At 72.1% G+C, this 19,447-nt stretch carries 13 protein-coding genes; 5 read left to right on the top strand and 8 right to left on the bottom strand.

The window, feature by feature from the left end; translation table 11 throughout:
- The first annotated feature begins 21 nt into the window (after nt 1-21).
- Both ACIOGX_RS03995 and ACIOGX_RS03990 read left to right on the top strand, forming a co-directional pair.
- On the top strand, nt 22-972 hold the full coding sequence (locus ACIOGX_RS03995; RefSeq protein WP_401910072.1) for a sortase: 951 nt from the start codon (nt 22-24) through the stop codon (nt 970-972).
- 21 nt (nt 973-993) lie between these two features.
- Nucleotides 994-1,830, top strand: a complete 837-nt coding sequence (locus ACIOGX_RS03990) for a phosphate ABC transporter ATP-binding protein (protein WP_401910070.1) — start codon at nt 994-996, stop codon at nt 1,828-1,830.
- Between the two features lie 85 nt (nt 1,831-1,915).
- Here the strand turns inward: ACIOGX_RS03990 and ACIOGX_RS03985 are convergent, their stop codons facing one another.
- Nucleotides 1,916-3,103, bottom strand: a complete 1,188-nt coding sequence (locus ACIOGX_RS03985) for a serine hydrolase domain-containing protein (protein WP_401910067.1) — start codon at nt 3,101-3,103, stop codon at nt 1,916-1,918.
- A gap of 143 nt (nt 3,104-3,246) precedes the next feature.
- Between ACIOGX_RS03985 and ACIOGX_RS03980 the strand changes: the two genes are divergently transcribed.
- The 3 genes from ACIOGX_RS03980 (at nt 3,247) to ACIOGX_RS03970 (ending at nt 6,684) form a co-directional block, all read left to right on the top strand.
- Nucleotides 3,247-4,092, top strand: coding sequence for a GNAT family N-acetyltransferase (locus tag ACIOGX_RS03980; RefSeq protein ID WP_401910065.1), 846 nt, complete (start codon nt 3,247-3,249; stop codon nt 4,090-4,092).
- 112 nt (nt 4,093-4,204) lie between these two features.
- Complete coding sequence (locus tag ACIOGX_RS03975) at nt 4,205-6,118, top strand: MFS transporter (protein WP_401910063.1); 1,914 nt, start codon at nt 4,205-4,207, stop codon at nt 6,116-6,118.
- Nucleotides 6,118-6,684: a MarR family winged helix-turn-helix transcriptional regulator gene (locus ACIOGX_RS03970; protein WP_401910060.1), complete on the top strand. Its 567-nt coding sequence runs from the start codon at nt 6,118-6,120 to the stop codon at nt 6,682-6,684. The genes ACIOGX_RS03975 and ACIOGX_RS03970 overlap by 1 nt, the downstream gene beginning before the upstream one ends.
- A gap of 216 nt (nt 6,685-6,900) precedes the next feature.
- On the opposite strand, the gene ACIOGX_RS03965 is transcribed toward ACIOGX_RS03970, so the two are convergent.
- From ACIOGX_RS03965 to ACIOGX_RS03935, 7 genes are all read right to left on the bottom strand, one after another.
- A complete protein-coding gene (locus ACIOGX_RS03965; protein ID WP_383963579.1) occupies nt 6,901-7,782 on the bottom strand; it encodes a peptidoglycan-binding protein in 882 nt (293 codons plus the stop codon).
- A gap of 31 nt (nt 7,783-7,813) precedes the next feature.
- Entirely contained in the window at nt 7,814-9,424 is a 1,611-nt protein-coding gene (locus tag ACIOGX_RS03960; RefSeq protein WP_401910056.1) for a DUF6519 domain-containing protein, read from the bottom strand.
- Between the two features lie 83 nt (nt 9,425-9,507).
- Nucleotides 9,508-11,700, bottom strand: coding sequence for a hypothetical protein (locus ACIOGX_RS03955; RefSeq protein WP_401910053.1), 2,193 nt, complete (start codon nt 11,698-11,700; stop codon nt 9,508-9,510).
- Nucleotides 11,697-15,515: a putative baseplate assembly protein gene (locus tag ACIOGX_RS03950; RefSeq protein WP_401910050.1), complete on the bottom strand. Its 3,819-nt coding sequence runs from the start codon at nt 15,513-15,515 to the stop codon at nt 11,697-11,699. The genes ACIOGX_RS03955 and ACIOGX_RS03950 overlap by 4 nt, the downstream gene beginning before the upstream one ends.
- A complete protein-coding gene (locus tag ACIOGX_RS03945) occupies nt 15,512-18,709 on the bottom strand; it encodes a putative baseplate assembly protein (RefSeq protein WP_401910048.1) in 3,198 nt (1,065 codons plus the stop codon). Before ACIOGX_RS03945 ends, ACIOGX_RS03950 begins: the two co-directional genes overlap by 4 nt.
- Complete coding sequence (locus ACIOGX_RS03940) at nt 18,706-19,074, bottom strand: GPW/gp25 family protein (protein ID WP_356510649.1); 369 nt, start codon at nt 19,072-19,074, stop codon at nt 18,706-18,708. Before ACIOGX_RS03940 ends, ACIOGX_RS03945 begins: the two co-directional genes overlap by 4 nt.
- Entirely contained in the window at nt 19,071-19,406 is a 336-nt protein-coding gene (locus ACIOGX_RS03935) for a hypothetical protein (RefSeq protein WP_401910045.1), read from the bottom strand. Before ACIOGX_RS03935 ends, ACIOGX_RS03940 begins: the two co-directional genes overlap by 4 nt.
- Nucleotides 19,407-19,447: the final 41 nt, after the last annotated feature.

Below are 19,447 nucleotides of genomic sequence, written 5' to 3'. Positions count from 1 at the left end.
CAAGCGAGGAGCGCAGCCACCGTGGCCGTTCTGACACCGCCGCCGCCCGCCCCCTCACCGCCCGCCGGATCCGGGGGGCGCGAGAAGCCCCCGGGCGGCCGGGGACCCCAACGGGCCCCCGCCCGCCCGGGGCTGGCGCTGGCCGGGGCCGCGCTGTGCGTCCTCGCCGCCGTACTGCTCGGCTTCGCCGCGAACCTCACCGTCGTCGGACATCTCCAGCACGCCCGCGACCAGCAGGTCGCCTACGACGAGCTGCGCGAGCGACTCGCCGAGGGCACCGCACCGGTGGGCCCGCTCGACAACGACGGCAGGGAACTCGCCCTGGGCGCCCCCGTCGCACTGCTGGACATCCCCGCCCTCGGTGTCCACGAGGTCGTCGGCGAGGGCACCACGTCCGGTGTGCTGATGTCCGGCCCCGGGCACCGGCGGGACACCGCGCTGCCCGGCCAGCCGGGCACCGCGGTGATCATGGGCAGGCAGTGGGGGTACGGAAGCCCGTTCTCCCGTCTCGACCGGCTCCCCGACAACGCCACGATCACCCTGATGACGGGGCAGGGCAAGGCGGAGTACCGGGTCACCGGCAGCCGGCGCGCCGGTGATGAACTGCCCACGCCCAGCGGCGGCCGGAACCAGGGCCGGCTCACCCTCATCACCGCCACCGGCGCCCCGTACACCCCCTCGGGGGTGCTGCGCGTGGACGCCGAACTGACCACGCCCGTACAGCCCAGCCCGCCACGCGAGCGCCGTGCCGGATGGATCGGTCCTGCCGAAGAGGCGCTGACGGGGGACAGCGGCGCCTGGCTCGCCGTCTTCCTGTGGACCCAGGGGCTCTTTCTCGCCGCGCTCCTCGCCGCCTGGGCACACCGGGTGTGGGGCCGCTGGCAGACCTGGATCTGCGCCGTGCCCGTCCTGGCCGTGCTCGGTCTCGCCGTCTCCGGCGCAGCCACCCGCCTTCTGCCGAATCTGCTCTGACCGAAAGGGAGTTGCCCCATCATGACGGTGACGCCGCCCCAGCTCGCCGACACCCTGGTCCAGCCCGCGGTGGTCAGCGACACCGCCGCCACACTGCGGGCCGATTCCGTCTCCGCGTGGTTCGGCGACCACAAGGTGCTCGACCGGGTCTCGCTGACCATGCCCGCGCACGAGGTCACCGCGCTGATCGGCCCCTCGGGCTGCGGCAAGTCGACCTTCCTGCGCATTCTCAACCGTATGCACGAACTGATCCCGGCCGCCGCTCTCGCCGGACGCGTGCTCCTCGACGAGGCGGACATCTACGACCGCGGACGGCGCATCACCCATGCCCGCCGCCAGATCGGCATGGTCTTCCAGAAGCCCAACCCGTTTCCCGCCATGTCGCTGTACGACAACGTCCTGGCCGGGCTGAAGCTCAACGGCATCAAGGCGGGGCGGGACAGCAAGGACGGCCTCGTCGAGGAGTGCCTCACCAAGGCCGGGCTCTGGCGCGAGGTCAAGGACAGGCTGCGCCAGCCGGGCGGCGCGCTCTCCGGCGGCCAGCAGCAGCGGTTGTGCATCGCGCGGTCACTGGCGGTGCGGCCGAGGGTGCTGCTGATGGACGAGCCGTGCTCGGCGCTCGACCCGACCTCGACGCGGCGCATCGAGGAGACGATCGCCGAACTGAAGACGGAGGTGACGATCGTCATCGTCACGCACAACATGCAGCAGGCCGCGCGCGTCTCCGACTCCTGTGCCTTCTTCCTCGCGGAGCAGGGAACACCCGGGGTGATCGTCGAACACGGCGACACGGACGCGATGTTCAACGCGCCCCGGGACCCCAGGACCGCCGACTACGTCAACGGCCGGTTCGGCTGAGCGGGACCGGAACGAAGATCGTCACCCCGACGGGGGGTGACCGGCGCACCGGTCCCCCCCCCAGGCAGTGAGCGGCGTCGCCCGGTCAGCCGCAGAACTCCGCCTCGACGACCTTCCCGGTGTCACCCGCCCAGTCCGCGTTGAAGTTGAAGGCGATCGCGTGGCGTCCGTCGCGGGTCATCGCGACCGCGGACACCGAGCCGCGCGTATCGCCGCTGTGGCCCCAGATCTCGACACCGCACGGCAGTTCCTGGCGGAGCAGGCCCAGCCCGTAGCCGTACGCGGCCGGTACGCCGGTGCCCATGCCGACGGTGTCCGTCATCGCGCCGAGCTGCTCCGCCGGGAGCAACTCGCCCCGGAGCAGCGCGCGGTAGAAGCGTTGCAGATCGGCCGAGTCGGAGATCATCGACCCTGACGCCCCCGCGACCGTCGGGTTCAGCTCGGTCACATCGTGGATCTCCGCGGCGGGATCCGGCGACAGCAGCTTCGAGTAGGCGCGGCCCGAGGGGCGGGGCATCCGTACATCGGTCCCCGGCGCGCTGGTGGCACGCAGTCCCAGCGGGCGCAGGATACGGCGCTCGATCTCGGTGCCGTACGGGCGTCCTGTCACCCTCTCCACGATCATCCCGGCGAGGATGTAGTTGGTGTTGGAGTAGTGGAAGCCCGAGCCGGGCGCGAAGTAGGGCGGATGAGTCATGGCGAGGGCGATCAACCGCTCCGGCCGCCAGGTGTCATAACGGTGTGTCAGGAAACCGTCCCCGGCGACCTTCTGGCGGAACTCCGGGTCCGAGTTGTAGTTGAAGATCCCGCTGGTGTGATTGAGCAGCCGGCGCACGCTGACGGTGCGCCCGTCGTGGCCATTGCCCCGTACCACCCCCGGCAGCCAGGACTCGACGGTGTCGTCCAGGTCGAGTCGGCCCTCGGCCTCCAGCTGGAGCAGCACGGTGGCGACGAAGGTCTTGGTGATCGAGGCGACGCGGTATCTGTCCTGGGGCAGCCGCTCGCGGCCGGTGGTACGGTCCGCGACCCCGGCGGCGCCGGTCCAGACGCCGTCGTGGTCCGTCACCCGCGCCAGCGCGCCGGGGACGCCGTCCCCGACGGCGGCGTCCAACTGCCGCTGGGTGGCCTGGTGACCTCCCGAAGCGGTCGAGGCGGTCGAGGCGGCCACGGCGGGTCCGGTGAGCGCGGTACTCACCAGGGTGACCGCGGCCAGCGCGCCCGTCCACGCACGCCGCACACCGCCGCGGTGCGCCGGTCTCGTACGTATGGCCATGTGAACTCCCGTGTCAGTGCGTACGTTCGCCGGACAGACGCGCGTGCCGCGCCGAAGGTTCTCGCATGGCCGAGAGTTGATCCACTTCCGGTCTTCCCGGGTCCGGGCTGTGCCAAGGTGTGAGCCCACCGCACTGGAGGCCGATGGTGACGTTTGAGATTGTGACCGCGAACGCCGACGACATCGAACAGCTCGCTACCTGGGCGGACGAGGAGGGCTGGAATCCAGGTGAGTCCGACAGACACTCCTTCTTCCCGACCGATCCGGGCGGCTTTATCTTCGGACGCCTGAACGGAGAGCCCGTCGCCTCTGTCTCCGCCGTGCGCTACGGCGCCGATTTCGGATTCATCGGCTTCTACATCGCCCGGCCCGCCGTGCGCGGACAGGGGTACGGAATCCAGGTCTGGCGTGCGGCCATGGCGCGGCTGGCCGGCCGGAACATCGGGCTCGACGGCGTGATCGACCAGCAGGAGAACTACCGCAGGTCCGGCTTCCGCAAAGCCTGGAACAACATCCGCTACGAAGGCGTTCCGGCGGCCACCGGAATTCCCGGCGGAATCAGGCTGACCGACGCCCGCCGGATCTCCTTCGATCAACTCGCCGCCTATGACCGGCGATTCTTTCCGGCGGAGCGCGACGCCTTTCTCGCCTCGTGGATCGGGCTGCCCGACCGTACGAGCCTCGCCGCCGTGCACGACGGCGAACTGCGCGGCTTCGCGGCCATCCGGCCCTGTAGCGGAGCCTCCCGTATCGGACCGCTCTACGCCGCTTCCCCGGAGATCGCCGCCGCGCTGCTGAGCGGGCTGGCCGCGACCGTCCCCGGGGCACCCGTGGCGATCGACATCCCGGATATCAACGCGCCGTCCGTGCATCTCGCGGAAGAACTCGGACTGACACCTTCCTTCGAGGCCGCGCGCATGTATACCGGCCCCGTCCCCGAAATGGATCTACCGGGTCTGTACGCCGTCACCAGTCTTGAGCTCGGATAATTCGCGGGCACTGGCCTCATCGCCCGACCAGGATTAGATTGGTTGAGGTCAAGCAAGTAAATCCGTCGATGGCGTGCGACGGGAGTTTCGCGCGCGACGGGAGTGATGCCCAGTGCGGTGGACAGTCGCGAAACCGGCCGGCTCGGAGGCCGGCACCGACCATGAGCCGGGACCGCACTACAAGTGGATCGCCCTGTCCAACACCACGCTCGGCGTACTGATCGCGACGATCAATATGTCGATTCTGCTGATCGCGCTGCCCGACATCTTCCGCGGAATCGGCGTGGATCCGCTCCGGCCCGGCAATACCAGTCTGCTGCTGTGGCTGATCATGAGCTATCTGGTGGTGACCGCCGTGCTGGTGGTCAGCTTCGGGCGGCTGGGCGACATGTACGGCCGGGTCCGTATGTACAACCTGGGATTCGCGGTCTTCACCGTGTTCTCCGTACTGCTCTCGGTGACCTGGCTGCACGGCACGGCGGGCGCGCTGTGGCTGATCGGGATGCGTGTGCTCCAGGGCGTCGGCGGCGCGATGCTGATGGCGAACTCCAACGCCATCCTCACCGACGCCTTCCCCACCCACCAGCGCGGGCTCGCCCTGGGGCTGAACCAGGTGGCGGGCATCGCCGGATCCTTCATCGGGCTGATCCTCGGCGGTCTGCTCGGGCCCGTCGACTGGCATCTGGTGTTCCTGGTGTCCGTACCGATCGGCCTGTTCGGCACCGTATGGGCGTACCTCAAACTGCGGGACACCGGCATCCGCGCCCCGGCCCGGCTGGACTGGTGGGGCAATCTCACCTTCGCCATCGGTCTGATCGCCGTCCTGTCCGGCATCACCTACGGAATCCAGCCCTACGGCGGTCACACCATGGGCTGGTCCAACCCTTGGGTGATCACCGCGATCGCCGGGGGACTGGCGATGCTGGCGGTGTTCTGCGTGGTGGAGACGAGGGTCGCCGAGCCGATGTTCCACCTGGCGCTGTTCCGGATCCGCGCCTTCACCGCGGGGAACGTGGCCAGCCTGCTCGCGTCGCTGGGACGCGGCGGACTGATGTTCATCCTGATCATCTGGCTCCAGGGGATCTGGCTGCCACGGCACGGCTACAGCTTCGAGCAGACCCCCCTCTGGGCCGGTATCTACATGCTTCCCCTGACCATCGGATTCCTGATCGCGGGCCCCTTCTCCGGCTGGGCCTCGGACCGGTTCGGGGCGCGGACCTTCGCCACCGGCGGCATGCTGCTGGCCGCGGGCACGTTCGTGGCGCTGAAGGAACTCCCGGTCGACTTCGGCTATCCGATGTTCGCCCTGATCCTGCTGCTGAACGGGCTGGCCATGGGGCTGTTCGCGTCGCCCAACCGGGCGGCCATCATGAACAGCCTGCCGCCCGACCAGCGCGGGGTGGGCGCCGGGATCAGCACCACCTTCCAGAACTCCGCCACGGTGCTCTCCATCGGCGTCTTCTTCTCCCTGATGATCGCGGGCCTCGCCGGGTCGCTGCCCGGGGCCCTCACCCACGGTCTGACCGCGCAGGGCGTGCCCGCGGCCGACGCGGCGAGGGTCGCCGCGCTGCCGCCGGTCGGCGTGCTGTTCGCCTCGCTCCTGGGATACAACCCGGTCCAGACGCTGCTGGGGCCCCATGTGCTCGCCCAGCTGCCGGCCGGACACGCCGACTATCTGACGGGGCGCGCCTTCTTCCCGGCGCTGATCTCCCAGCCGTTCGCCGACGGCCTCTCCGTCGCCTTCGACTTCGCGATCGCCGCCTGCCTGGTCGCGGCCGTCGCCTCGCTGCTCCGGGGCGGACGCTACGTCCACGGGGACCGGTCCCCGGCCGCGACGCCCGCCGTGGCGGGACGGCAGCGGGACACCTCGGCCTCGTCTGTCCCGTCTGCCTCGTCTGTCACGTCGGCCCCCGCGCCGCTGCCGTCCGCGCAATCGTCCGGGCAATCGTCCGGGCAATCGTCTCGGCGGCCGTACACGCGGCCATCCCCCGGACCTCCGCCACCGCCCTCGTCCGAGGGGCCGTGATGACCGGACCCGCGCCCGTCCCGGACTCCGCGCCGGTACCGGACTCCGCGCCCGTCGCGGACTCCGCTGAGGTCCCAGACACCGCTGCGGCCGCTGCGGTCGCTGAGGTTGCTGAGACCGCCGAGATCGCCGGACGGCTCCGGCTGGCGATCCAGCACCTTCTTCCCGTGCTGCGTGCCCGCAGCGCCCCCGGCGACCTCACCCCCAGCCGGCAGGCCGCCCTGGCCGCGCTCGCGGCCCATGGCCCGCTGCGCATCAGCGAACTCGCCGCCCGCATGGGCATCGCCCTGTCCACCGCCTCCCGCATGGTGGATCTGCTCGACAGCACCGGCTGGATCGCACGGCATCCCGACCCACAGGACCAGCGCGCCAGCCTCGTCGCCCTCAGCCGTGAGGGCGGCGCCGTACTGGAGGCCAGGCGCCGCGAGACCGCCGCACGCCTCGCCGAGCGGATCGCCCTGCTCACGGACGGGGAGCAGCGGGCCCTGTACGCCGCGCTGCCCGCGCTGGAGGCCCTGTCCGAGCGTGCCGCGACGTACCCCGGCGAACTGCCCCGGGGCATCTGACCAGGGAAGAACTCGGTCCGCCGGGGAGACGCAACCGCGCACAGGCCGGATCCCCTCGGACCCCGGGCCCTGATGTCACAGGGGCATCCGGCCGGTGCGCGGTGCCGTGCGGTGCCGTCGGTGGCTCAGCTCACCACATCGGCTCACGGCGTCAGGTAGCCGCATCAGGGTGCCGCCGCGGGTGACAGCGTCAGCTCACCGCCTCGGAGCAGCGGATCAGACGTTGGGCACCTTGAGCTTGTCCCAGCTCGTCTTGCCCGGCACGCCGTCGGCGTCGCTCCCCGAGTAGCCGAGCTTGCGCTGCCAGGCCGCGTAGGACTTGCGGTCGGCCTCGGTCCATTCCGGCCCCGGGCCCACCTCGTACCGTCCGCACCCCTCCGCCACCAGCCGCTTGCCCATCGCCGTGATCACGGCGCTGCGCCGGCCGACGGCGAAGAACGCGGCCCCGGGGAACGGTTCGAGCTTCGCCGGGGGTTTGGGCGGCGGAGTCGAGGGGCCGTCCGGCTTGCCGCCGAGCCGGTCTCCTATCCGCTGGCGCATCGATTCCATCGTGAAGCCGCGCGGGTCGATCTTCCCCGGCTGCCACTCCTTATGGCCGATCACCGAGCGCTGCGTCCAGCCGTGTGCCCGGCAGATGGCCGCCGCGGCCTTCTCTATCGCCTCCAACTGGGCGGCCGGCCACGGGTCCTTGCCGTCGCCCAGGTTGACGCACTCGAAGCCGTAGAAGTAGCGGTTGCCGTCGGTGTTGGCCTCGTTGTCGGCGGGCAGCCCCGACTCGTTGATCACCGCGCGCAGCACATCGTCGTCGCCGAGCCCGGCGTGGTTGGCCCGGCCGTTGCCGACCAGATAGACCGTGCCGTCCTTGGCGATCACACCGTGGCACAGCGGGCCCGGCAGGCTCGAATGGCCGTTGTAGCAGAGCTCCACGGAACTCTGCGCACCCGACGTCACGGTGTGGTGGACCATCACTCCGTGCATCGGCCCCCACGGACCCTTGTGGTTGCGGTTGTGCGTGCGCCAGCTCCGGTGCTCGACGACGCGCAGACCTTCGTTACGGAGTACTTGCAGCAGTTTGGTGGCGGACAGAGGTGTTGCCATCGTGGCGCTCCTTCGCTTCTCTGACGTTCAGTCAGTTCTCTTTCTGTTCCTCGCTGTTCTGTTCCCCGCTGGGCTGTTCCGACGCAGGCCCCGCGGTGCCGTCCGCCGCGGCCAGTTCGGCGGCGACGGCCTCTTCCTCGGCCGCGGTCTCCGCCGCCAGCTCGGCTTCGTCCGCCGCGGGGATCGCGGTGGCCAGCGGAGCGAACGCCAGCCGCAGATCGGCGGCGGACCCTTCGCCGAACACCCAGGCGAGCGGCGCGTAGTGGTACCGGACCCCGCTGGGGGCGCGGAGCAGCGGCCTGCGGGCCGCGTCCCTGGGCCACTCCACATCGCCGGTGGCGGTACGCGCGGGAACGGTCCAGAAGTCACCGGAGCGGTACGTCCTCCCCGGCTCGAAGTAGACGAGAACGCCGTCCTCCAGCGGCAGCCAGCCGCCCTCCTCGATCCGCAGCGCGCCGTCGCGCGGCTGCGCGGCGCCCCGCTTCGTACGGCCCGACCGGCCCGTGCCACCGCTCTGGTGCGATGCGGGCCGGTGGTCCCAGCGGCGCAGGAACGGGTGCAGCTCGGGCCGGCGTCCCACCGACGGGTCCGGTTCGGCGGAGAGCCGTACGCGCCGTCCCGGCAGGTCGACCTCCTCCACCCTGAGCAGCGGCAGCGGCTCGCCCCTGCTCAGATACGCGGTGTCGGCGAACTCGACCTGGTCGCCGACGTTCAGGTCGAGCTTGTCGTCACCGCCGAGCGAGGCCAGCTCCACCCACGTACCGTCGAGTCCGTCGACCGGGAAGGTCACCGAACCGTTCTCCCTGGACCACTTGAACGTCGCGTCCTTCGCCGCGCCGCCCTGATGGATCTCCACCCGGTACAGCTGGTTCTCCGGGCCCCGGTACCGCGCGTCCGGCTTCACCAGGCACGGGTCCTCGTCCGCGTGCTCGGGCCGCCGGCCGCGCGCCGCCATCCGTGCCGTCGGCGCCTGCGCCGCCGCCCATTCGGTGAACGCCGCGCGGGCCTGCTCCTGCGGCGTTCCGTCCGCCGGATCCAGCTCCAGCCGCTCGCCCGGAAGCGGCAGCACCTGCCAGACGACCTTGAGCCTGGCCGCCGTGTCGGGCATCGCCGAACCCAGCGCGACCTCCCGCAGCACCGGGTCCTCGGCCGCCGTGACCGAACGCTCCCACACCTTCAGATAGGCCAGATAGGGGAATTGGGTGGGCAGCCGGTCGCCGGGCCGCTCCGGGTCGCGATGGGCGTCGGGCTGGTCCCAGTATGTCCAGGTGGCCGGTGCCGCCGGCGCCGCCGGAGCGTCCTGGTCACCGTCCTCGGCCGGGGCCGCGTCATCCTCGACGGGCACGCCGGGCGCCGGACGTGTCGCGTCCACCAGGATGCCGTCCACGTAGTAACGGCCGCCCGCGATGGACAGATCGTCCAGCTCCCGGCCGCCGCCCACGAAACCCAGCGCGAATCCCGTGGCACCGCGCGGACCGCCGTGCGCCCCGATCAGATCGGCGGCGAGGGTACGGGCCTGGTGCAGCTGGATCGCGGCCTGCTCATTGGCGTCCGCGTCGAGCTGGACGCGGCCCTGCTGGGCGATCACCGCCGAGTAGTGCCGGTCGGGCCGGAAGGTGTTGCGGGAGATATCTGCGTGCATGGGAAGGGGTCCCCCTCGGAAGTTCGGCATTCGGTCGCGCGGGCTACGGGGTTACTGCACAGGGCACATGGACGAAGGAGGGATCAGGTCACGGTCACGATCCCCGCGTCGGTACCGGCCGGGGTGTACTCGGCGAGCCGCGCCCGCAGACTGTCCAGGCGCTGCGGCTCGTAGAGATCGTGGAAGGCGCCCATCTCGGAGCCGTCCTCGGCGCCCCGCTTGATCTCCTCCGCGCACCCGGCCGCCAACTGCCCATAGGCGGGCGTGCCGTACCGCTCACTGGTGAACAACGGCCGTACCCGCGCGGCCTCTTCGCCGCCGACCAGATCCGGCTGGCAGCGATGGCGGCGCGGAGTGCGCGAGCCGGGCGGTACATACGAGAACCGCACGCACCCGACGCCCCGCCTGGCCACCCGCAGCGCCCCGGTGAAGACGGAGTTCTCGGCGATCCGCACCGCGTGCGTGTGGACCTCCCCGATGACGGTGGTGCGGTGCGCGTGCAGCACGGCGTGGGCGTGCCGGCAGTCCGGGGCGGACAGGGCCGGCCGGTCATGGCCGGTGGCGTCCAGGACACTGTCACGGATGTGGAGGGGCAGCGGGTCGTGCCCCACCTCGTCGCCGATCACCTCGATGGTGCCGAGGACACACCGTTCGATCTCCACGCACGCGGTGGTCCTGTCCAGCACCAGACTCGGTTCCTCGGGGGAGTGCGGCGCGCAGTGCGGCTCCAGCGACCAGCCGGGTACGAGCGTGCAGTGCCGCAGCACGACCGCGCCCATGGGACCGGCGACATGGAGCCCGCGCCCGGTGATCAGCAGACCGTCCAGCACGATCCGGGGAGCCGGGCCCGCGTCCTCCCGCCCGTCGTCGTCCCGCGTCCGGGCCTCCTCCCGCGCCCGGATGTTGAGCGCGTCGGGCCGGTTGCTGTACCAGTCGAGCAGCCGGATCACCGGCCGGGTGCCCTCGGCCGCCCGCACCTCCAGCCGGTCGCCGGGGTCCAGATCGAAGTCAAGCTGCTCCTGGTAGGCGCCGCTGTGCGTGATTTCGATCAGCCCGTCGGGCCCGCCGTGTCCGGCCCGCCGGTCCGAGCGCCACTGCCCGTACGCGTCCATGATCCGCTGGTACGGCTGGCCGGGGCCCACCCGGTAGACCGCCGCGGACGCCGGTGTCTCCCGGTCGCGCGGGTACTCACCGCCGCCCGTGTCGTCCGCGAACGCGTGGTGGTACGTGACCCACACGCCCTGGCGCGGCGCGGAGCGCGAGCCGAAGGCGATCCGGCCCAGCTCCGGATCGACGGCGACCTGCCCGCGCTTGGGCCGGTAGCGCCAGTCCGTCAGATCCGCCACCACGAGATCCGCCGGCGCCACCGGCTCGTCCTGGCCGTCGCGCCACACCGTGAAGCTCCTGCCGGGACCGTAGTAGTCCGCGAGCCGGTCGGCGAGCTGTCTGCGGCGGATGAAGGCGGGGACGTTGTCGAGGGTCGCGACATGGGTGGCCGACGGCTCCGGCACCGGCTTGGTGACCAGTGGGGTGTCATTGCCCAGGATCGAGAACGTGTAGAGGTGACGGGCCCGGTCGACGCAGTACGCGGGCGCCTTGGTCAGGTGGTACGGCTTCAGCCGCCACACGAACAGGCCCACCCCCGCCGGGGAGTGGCCGCCCGGCGTACGCGCGGAACCGGCCCGCCGTACGTCCACCGACCGCGCGACCGTGCCGAACGGGCCGCCCGCGAGATCCAGCGCCGCGCCCTCCCGTACGTCCACGAGCCGGCCGCGTTCCAGCCGGCGCGCGTTCACGGCCGCCGTCCCCGATCCGTACAGCCTGACCGGCTGCTGGTACGCGAGGAGCCGGGAGAACTCCACGGCCCGCGCGGGCAGGCCCGCCACGTCCTCGGCCAGCTCCTCCAGCAGGGCCAGGGTGCCCTTGCGCCGCCGGTTGGCGACGGTCGCGGCGACATCGCCGCGCGGCGCCAGGGCCTCGGCGAGCCGGTCGCGCGCCTCCTCGGCGCTCCCGCCGCTCTCCAGCCCCTCCGCGAGCACCCGCTCGTAGCCGGGCATCGGGGTGTAGCCGACCAGATCGCCGAGATAGGGCAGCACCCAGGGCGCCGCGGTCTCCACGAACCAGTCCTCATAGCTCTGTTCGACGCCGTCGCGGACCAGGTCGACCTGCTCGGCGATCACCGCGAGCAGCGCGCGCAGCGGCTCGCCGCCCTCGGCGTCGCGCAGCCGGTGCCACTGCGGGAGCAGCTCCGCGAGCCCGTCCGGTTCCCTGCTCATGCGGTGACCTCCGTCAGAATCAGCGTGTCCGCGACATGCGGTGACAACAGAGCGAGCCGGGCCGGCCTGATGCCCCGGAAGACGGACACCGCCCGGCCCTTCGCGAGCCGTCGCGTATCGGTGATGTCCGGGTTCAGCCGCAGCAGCCCGGCCAGCGGGATGCCGTACCGGCCGGCGATCCGGGTGAGCGTCTCGCCGTCCGGCTCGGTGACCACGTGCACGTCCTCGTCGTATGTGGCGAGCCGCGCCGGGACCGTCTCGCGCGGCCGGTCCAGCCGCCCCGCGAGGGCGATCAGCTCCTCCGGGGTGACCGACGCCGGTACCCCGGTGAAGACATCGACATCCACATAGTCCACACCGGGCACCCGGTGCGCCGTCGCCAGCACGTCCGAGAGCCGGGCCGGTCGGCCCAACTCCCTCCGGCCGCTGCCGAATTCGCTCAGCAGCGCCTGGCGCAGCCGGGGTTCGACCACACTCCAGGTGTGATCACGGGCCACCTTCACCCGCGCGGCGAGCAGCAGCAGCACCAACTCGCGTACGTCCACCCGCACGGGCAGGCGCGAGTCGCCGTAGCGGGCGAGCGAGGACCGCAGGGCGCCCAGCACCTCGGAGTCCTCGGCGATCGCGATGTCATCGACCCCGGCGACCGTCATATGCAGCACCCGTCGGCGACCGTCGAAGATCTCGCGGGCGGCGGCCCGGCCGATGCCCGCCCGGGAGCGGGCGAAGTCCTCGTAGTCCCTGAGGGACACGAGCCGGTCCAGGGCGGAGACCGCGAGCGGGATCGTGCGCCGCGTCAGACCGGGACCGTCGGCGTCCGCGCCGCCCGTGGCGGGCTGCGGATTGGTGACGGCCGTGATGCCCAGGGGCCGGGTGACGGCCTGGGTGATCCGGTCCGCGGGGACGTTGGCGGCGCTGCCGGTGCCGAAGCGGTACCGGGCCCGTACGTTCTCGTGCCCGGAGGGCAGCCGGGCGCCGAACACCCCGTCGCCGAAGGTCACCGTCGTCCGCCCGTCCGCGGCTGTGCCGGTGACATACACGCGGTCGCGCGGACCGCGCCCGGCCAGGCTGTCCACCGCGTGCCAGAGCAGACCGTCGACCCGCACTTCGAGGGTGGGCGTGGCGCCCAGCGGATTGTCGGCCGGCAGCCAGGTCAGCGGCGACTGCCAGAGAGGGAACGTCTGGTTGATCCGGTCGGCGTCGCCGCTGCCGATCGGCTCGTCGCGGCTCTCGCCGTGCGACGCGGGCACCACATTGCCCTGGACGCGCACCGTGTCACGGCGGTAGCGGTGGGCCAGGTCCGTGGTGAGCGTGAGCTTCGTATGGACATGGTCACCGGGCAGCCGGGGGTCCAGCGCCTGTTCCACCGCCGCGATCACGGCCAGTTCGGTGCCCCGCACCCCGGCCGTGTGCGGGATGTCGGTGCGCTCGCCCGACACGATCAGATACCGTCCCGGCAGCAACCCGTCGTACAGCTCGGCGAGTTCGAGTTCATTGCCGTGGACATCCTCGCCCAGCGGTTCGTCGGCGAGCCGCAGCGTCTCACCGCCCGCGTGCACGGTGGTGTCACGGATCGTGGAGAGCAGGACGTCGTGCTCGTCCAGCCAGGGGTCGGCGAGCGTCAGTTCGGTGCCCCGGCCGGTGATGCCGTAGTTGGTGTACGCGGCGGTGCGTACGGCGGTCACGCGGGTGGTCAGGAACGCGAGCTTCCTGTCGCCCGGGATCCCGTCGGGCCCCTCGGCGCCCTTGCGGGGCCGCTCGACCGCGACCCAGCTGCCGACCGTGATGCCCTCCTGCACGGAATCGAGCGGCAGGATATGGCGGTTGGCCTGCTCGGGAACGGTCGCGAGACCGATCTCGACGTTCGCGGGCTCGCTGCCGACGGTGTACCGCACGGTCAGTTCGAGCCCCGCGTGGGTCACCTGCTTGTGCTCGCCGGGAGCCAGCCACCACTCCAGGGCCTCGCCGTTGTGCACGGCGACATGGACCCGGCCGTCCTCGCCCGGCCGGGAGACGAAGAGTGTCCGCTCGGGAAGACCGGGCAGCAACTGGGCGGTCACGCCCGGCTCCTGGGAGTCGGCCGGGCGCCGGGAGAGCCAGCTCAGATCACGGTCCTGGGCGGTACGCGTCACCAGCGAGACCCGGCCGGGTGCCAGATCGAAGGTGATCTCGGCGGGCAGGTTCTCCGACCGCTGAACGGACGAGCCGGTCTCCGTGTGCTGGAACTCGGCGCGTACCGGCACCCGGCCCGCGGCGTCGTACACGATCCGCATGGTGGTGAGGGACGAGCCGCCCAGCGGCCAGTCGGTCTGCCGGATGACCCGCCCGCGCTCGTCCTGGACGGGCTTGAGCGGCGCCGTCGCCCCGAACGGCGCCCCGGTCACCCGCATCGCCTGAAGCTCGCGCAGCAGCGCGGGCACGGCCGGGGCGGCATGGCGCCACGCCGTGTACATCCCGTCCGCGACGCGCGGGTCGAGAGCGGAGAGCAGCCGCGCTGCGAGGTCGGAGCCCGGCGCGAGGAGCCGCGCCGGGTCGTGCGGGAGCGCGCGTGCCCCCGACCGGGGTGTGACGACCCGGGAACGCAACGCGGGCAGCACGGCGCCGAGCGCCCGCATGGCGGGGGAGTCCGCCGCCCCGGCGTGCGCGGGCGTGTGCACGGGTGCGCTCGCCGTGGCGCGCGTGGTGGCGCCCGCGGGGGTCGGTGGCACGGGCTGCGAGGGCTCCAACTCGGCCGCCCTCTCCCTCAGTTCGCCGACCACGGCCTCCAATTGCTCGAACCAGGCCACGACCTCCTCGTACGGAGCCGCCACGGCCTGCGCCTCGGCCAGCCGCTCATGCGGATCCGCGAGCCGCCGGGCGAACGCCGCCGGGGACGCGATGCCGTCCAGATCGGCGCGCAGCGGCGCCAGCACCTGGGTGTCGAACTCCTCGATGATCAGGCTGACGGGGCGCGGATTGGGGTTTTCGGGGGTGGGATCGCCCTCCTCCGCCTCCCGCCCGTCCTCGGTGATCCACTCGCGCAGCTCCGCCACCAGCTCGGCGAGCGACGGCGGCGCCGACTGCGGCAGCCCGATCGCCGTCACCTCGTCGTCCCGGTCGATCCGGACCCGCGCGACCGGCAGCAGCAGCCGCTGCCCGGCCGTCTCGCCGTCCGTGCCGAAGACGAACAGCAGCTTGTCCCCGGTCCGGAGCGAGACGTCCGTCCCGGACACCTGGATCTCGGACCGCTCGCGCAGATCGTCCGGGGTGAGCAGGGCGGGCCGGCGCCGGCGTACCGCCAGCTCGTTCCACGCCCACCGGGCCGTCAGGTCCTCATCGGTCTCGAACGTCCGCGACTCCTCGTCCGCCGAGGCCGGCACGCTGTTGCTGCGCGCGCCGCGCGGGATCAGCACCGGCAGGTCCCCGGCGCGCGGATCGCGGTCCAGGGTGTACGCGAGATGGGTGTCGGCGGCGATACCGGGCCGTGGCCGGTGCCCGACCAGCCGCCCCAGCAGGGCCAGCGACCGGTACTCACGTGCCGTACGGAGATACCCCTCCTCGGCGATCCGCTCGGAGTGGAACGTGAGGAGATCACCGACGACCGCCCAGGAGTCGAGCAGCCCGATCGCCGGGTCGTCCGGGGTACGGACGGTCAGCCCGCGCAGCGCGGGATAGGCGGGGGAGGCCAGCCGGTCGAGCATGGCCGCGAGGAACGAGCCGTACTCACCGACCCGGTAGTCGAGGGCCGTCCGGCCCGGCGGGTTGTACAGCGGCGGGGGCGCGTGGCGCTCGTCGTGCCCACCGCAGCCGCAGCCGCGGGTGCGGGTGTCGCTCATCGTGCGCCTCCGGCCAGTTCGATGGACAGCCGGCCGTTCTCGGGCCGGTCGGGGTCGTTGTCGCAGCGCGCGATCTCCAGCGGGCCGAGCCGCAGCACGCCTTCCTCCAGTGCGGTGTCGTCGTCCGGGCTCTCGTCGAAGGGCCGGATCAGCCGAGTCACTCGTACGCTCTCCACGCCCTGAACGGCCGCCGCGACGGCCACCAGCCTGCTGAGCCGCACCGGTTCGCCGAAGGTCAGGGCATCGGGATGGAAGAAGCCGAGCCGGCCGCCCGGCAGCCGACGGCTGCCCAGCAGCCGGTACAGCTCGGCCAGGATCTGCCCGTGCTGATGGCCGGGCGCGGCACACACCGTGAGAGCGATGTCCAGCGGCACGTTCCTGGCGGGCCCGACGACCAGGTCGTGGCCGATCCGGCGGTAGCTCTCCAGGGCGTACGACACCGAGTCGAGCAGCTCGGGGGAGGGATCAGCGGTTCCCAGCGCGTCGACGGCGACCTGCGCCTCCTGGACACTGCCCGTCCAGCGGATCTCCGCCGCCGCGCGCCGCACCCCGGGGAGCCTCGTCGCCAGCGCCGCGTAGTCCTCGGCGGTGACGGCGCGCAGCCGCGAGCGCTTGAGGTCGAGCGGCGCCAACTGGCGCACCTGATCGATGGGTTCGGGCTCCGTGCCGCCGACGGCCGGCAGCGGATTGCGCACCCCCGCCACCGGCATCGGCTCCCCGGCGTCGGACGCGTCGGGATCACGGCTCAGCACCAGATGGTTGATGGCCTCCGCGCCGACGTTGCCCGCCGTGCCACCGCCGAGCCGGTAGTGCAGCTCCAGCCGGGCACCCGGTCGCGGACGCGCACCGTACCGCCCGTCGCCGAACCGCAGGGCGATCCGCCCGTCGTCCTCCAGCTCACCGACGAAGTGCCGGTCGCGCGGGCCGCTGGAGAGCAGATCCCGCCGGGGCGTCCAGGACGTGTCGCCGTCCGCGACACGCACCGCGGGCAGCGCGGCCCGCGGATCCTGGACGAGGGCCGCGGCGGGCCCGCGCAGTTCCGCCTCACCGGGATGCAGTCCGACCGCGTACGCCGGGCCCCAACTGTGCGCGATCTCCCAGGCGATGGTGCCGTCGAGCACCGCGCCCGCCCGCGCCCGCGCCCCCAGCACCTCGAGCCGCCGCAGCTTCGCGGCGAGCAGACGCTCGCCGCGGTGCAGCAACTCACGCAGCGCGCGGACCGGATGGCGCCGCAGTTCGAGACGCTCCAGCAGCCGAAGCCCGAACAGCACGGTCAGTTCGGCGATCTCACGGTCCGTCAGTCCGTCGTGGTCGCGGGCACCGCGCCACAGCTCCACCAGCCGTTCCCGCACCCGGCCCCCGATCGCCGCCAGCCTGTCGGCCTGTCCGGCCGAGACATGCCGGGGCTCCGGGAACGGTACGGACTGGACGACGGGGGAGCGGTCGAGCACCGGCCGGAAGCGCGGCCGGATGCCCGGATAGGTGACCTGCGCCAGCAGGGTCGCCAGCACCTCCGCCTGGGCGTACGCGGTGCCGGGGACGACCTTCTCCCGACGGCGCCCCGCCAGCTCCAGTGTGAGTCCCGCGCGTACCGTCGCGTCCTCACCGACGACGGTGAACAGCTCACGAACCTGTTCGGCCGTCAGTGCACGGCCACAACGCGCCTGTTCGATACGGGTGTTGATGAGCGCGGCCGTCGCGTTCCCGGCGTCCCCGTCCCAGCAGCCGAAGCCCGACGGCGTACAGGAACCGAGGACAGCGGGCGCCTGCGGGACGGTGACCGTCTGGGCCGTGCCGCCGTGGAAGGTCAGCGAACGGCCGTGGTCGACGAGCACGACGTTCCCGCGCGCCACGCTCACATCCTCGACCGGCTCGCAGCCGGGACCACCGCGTGTGGACAGACAGAAGGGGAGGACGAGCGCGTCCTCCCGCGCCCAGGTGACCTCCAGGACGGGCTGGTCCGTCAGCCGGTCCACGCCCGGGGTGACGGAGGTGAGGCGTACGGCCTGCCGGTGCGCCGGATCGGCGTCGCCGGGCGTACCGGAGCGCGGCCCCCGTACCTCCTCGATCAGCAGCAGATCGCCCGGGGACAGCTCCAGCGTCCGGGACACACACTCCTTGTCCGCCCACGCGTCGCGGAGCGTGGCGGCGGTGGCTCCCCTCGGCAGCGCGCACACCTCGTCGCCCCAGGTCCAGAAGCGGATGGTGTTGTGCTCGGGGGACAGGACCAACGGGTCCTCGGCGACGACCGGTTCGAAGACCTCCACGGAACCGCGTTCGTCCAGCACGGCCAGATCCCGGTCGTCGATGACCGTACCGATCTCGGGCCGGTCACGCGGCCCCAGCGTACGGACGTCGACGGCGGCGAAGCGGAACGTACCGGGCGGCAGTGTCAGCCGGCGCGCGGTCTCGACGGTGACGAACGCGCGGGCGTTGACCCCGTCGTGCATCGGATAGTCGATGAGCCGCACATGGCGGCGTACGGACACCCGGCGCCGCGCCGTGTCGAGATACGCCTCGGTCGCGACCGCGTCCTGCTGATGACTGATCAGGTCAGCGGTGTGTGCGAGGAGTTCGACCAGGGTGGTGCCGAGATCGGCGGCGTTGCGCTCGACCCAGCCCGGGGTGGTCAGCGCCAGCCGGTCCAGAATCAGGCGGCGGATCGTGTCGTAGTCCCGTGCGGTGTAGTCGATGACGGGTGCGGGTGCGGGTGCGGGTGCGGGTGCGGTCGTGTGCGGGGGCGCCGCCCCGTCGGCCCCCTCGTCCTTCTCGCAGTCGAAGGGGGTGGGACAGTCCGCCCGGAAGTCGAAGTCGGCCCGGAAGTACCGCTGGTCGAAGCCGGGAAACGGCTCGGTGCCCGGCCGCCCGTACGGATCCGTCCCGACCACCGAGAGCCGGTAGCGGGAGGTGTCGCCGGTGCGGTCGAGTGTGACGAACAGCCGGTCGTCCAGCTCCGGGTCCTCCTCACGCTCCACCGACACCTCGACGGCCTCGATCCCGGTGATCCGCCGTCCGCCGTCGATCCTGATGTTCTCCGGGCAGAGCCCGTGGGGCGCCTTGCCGAGGAACGTGACGGTGAGGGTCAGCCCGTCGTCACCGACCTCGACCGCGTCCACACCACCGAGCCGTGCGGCCCGTACCTTCGTACGCCTGCCGTCCGTACGGCAGACCAGCTGATCGCTCGGCTCGCTCATACCGGGCCGCTCCCCTCGAACACCTCGTCGCGGCGGCTCGCGGTGGAGCGCACCACATAGCGCAGATACACCCGCACCACGTTCTCCTCGCTCACCACGTCCAGCGCCTCCACCTCGATCAGTTCGCCCAGCCAGCGCTGGAGCGACGCCTGTACGGACAGCTCCAGGGCGGAGGCCAGTTCCGGGCTGTTGGGTGTGAAAACCAGATCGAGCAGACCGCAGCCGAAGTCGGGGCGCATCACGCGCTCGCCGGGGCTGGTGAAGAGCAACTGCTCGATCAGATCCCGCACATGGTCGTCGTAGCCGGCGTGCGCGGTGCGCCCGCGCCGGTCGGTACGGAAGGGAAAAGCGATGTCGCTCCTCATCGGCTGGACACCCCCCGGGCCGCGGGGGTGACCACCGGCGGTCCCTGCGGCACCAGCGCGGCGCTGAAGCAGAGCGCGGACGTGCTGTCGAGCAGCGCGGGCACGCCGTCGATCAGCACACCACCGCGCTCGGGCGTCCAGCGGACCGTGACACACGGATGGGGAACCCCGTCGATGTGGTGCGGGCAGCCGGTGACGGTGAAGACGTCGGTGGCGGTGGGTACCGGCAGGCCGTCGATCCGTACACCGGACGACCGGGCGGAGGCGGGTACGACACGGCCGCCGTGCGGACAGCTGATCGTGGACCCACCGTTCACAACATTCCCGGACAACAGACCTCTCCCCGTTCTGTTCGTCGTCATCGTGATCGTCG

This window comes from Streptomyces sp. NPDC088147, assembly GCF_044741565.1.
In the GTDB taxonomy this organism is placed as follows: Bacteria; Actinomycetota; Actinomycetes; order Streptomycetales; family Streptomycetaceae; genus Streptomyces.
The sequence above is the reverse complement of the archived record's forward strand: the minus strand, read 5'-3'. Positions and strand labels throughout refer to the sequence as shown.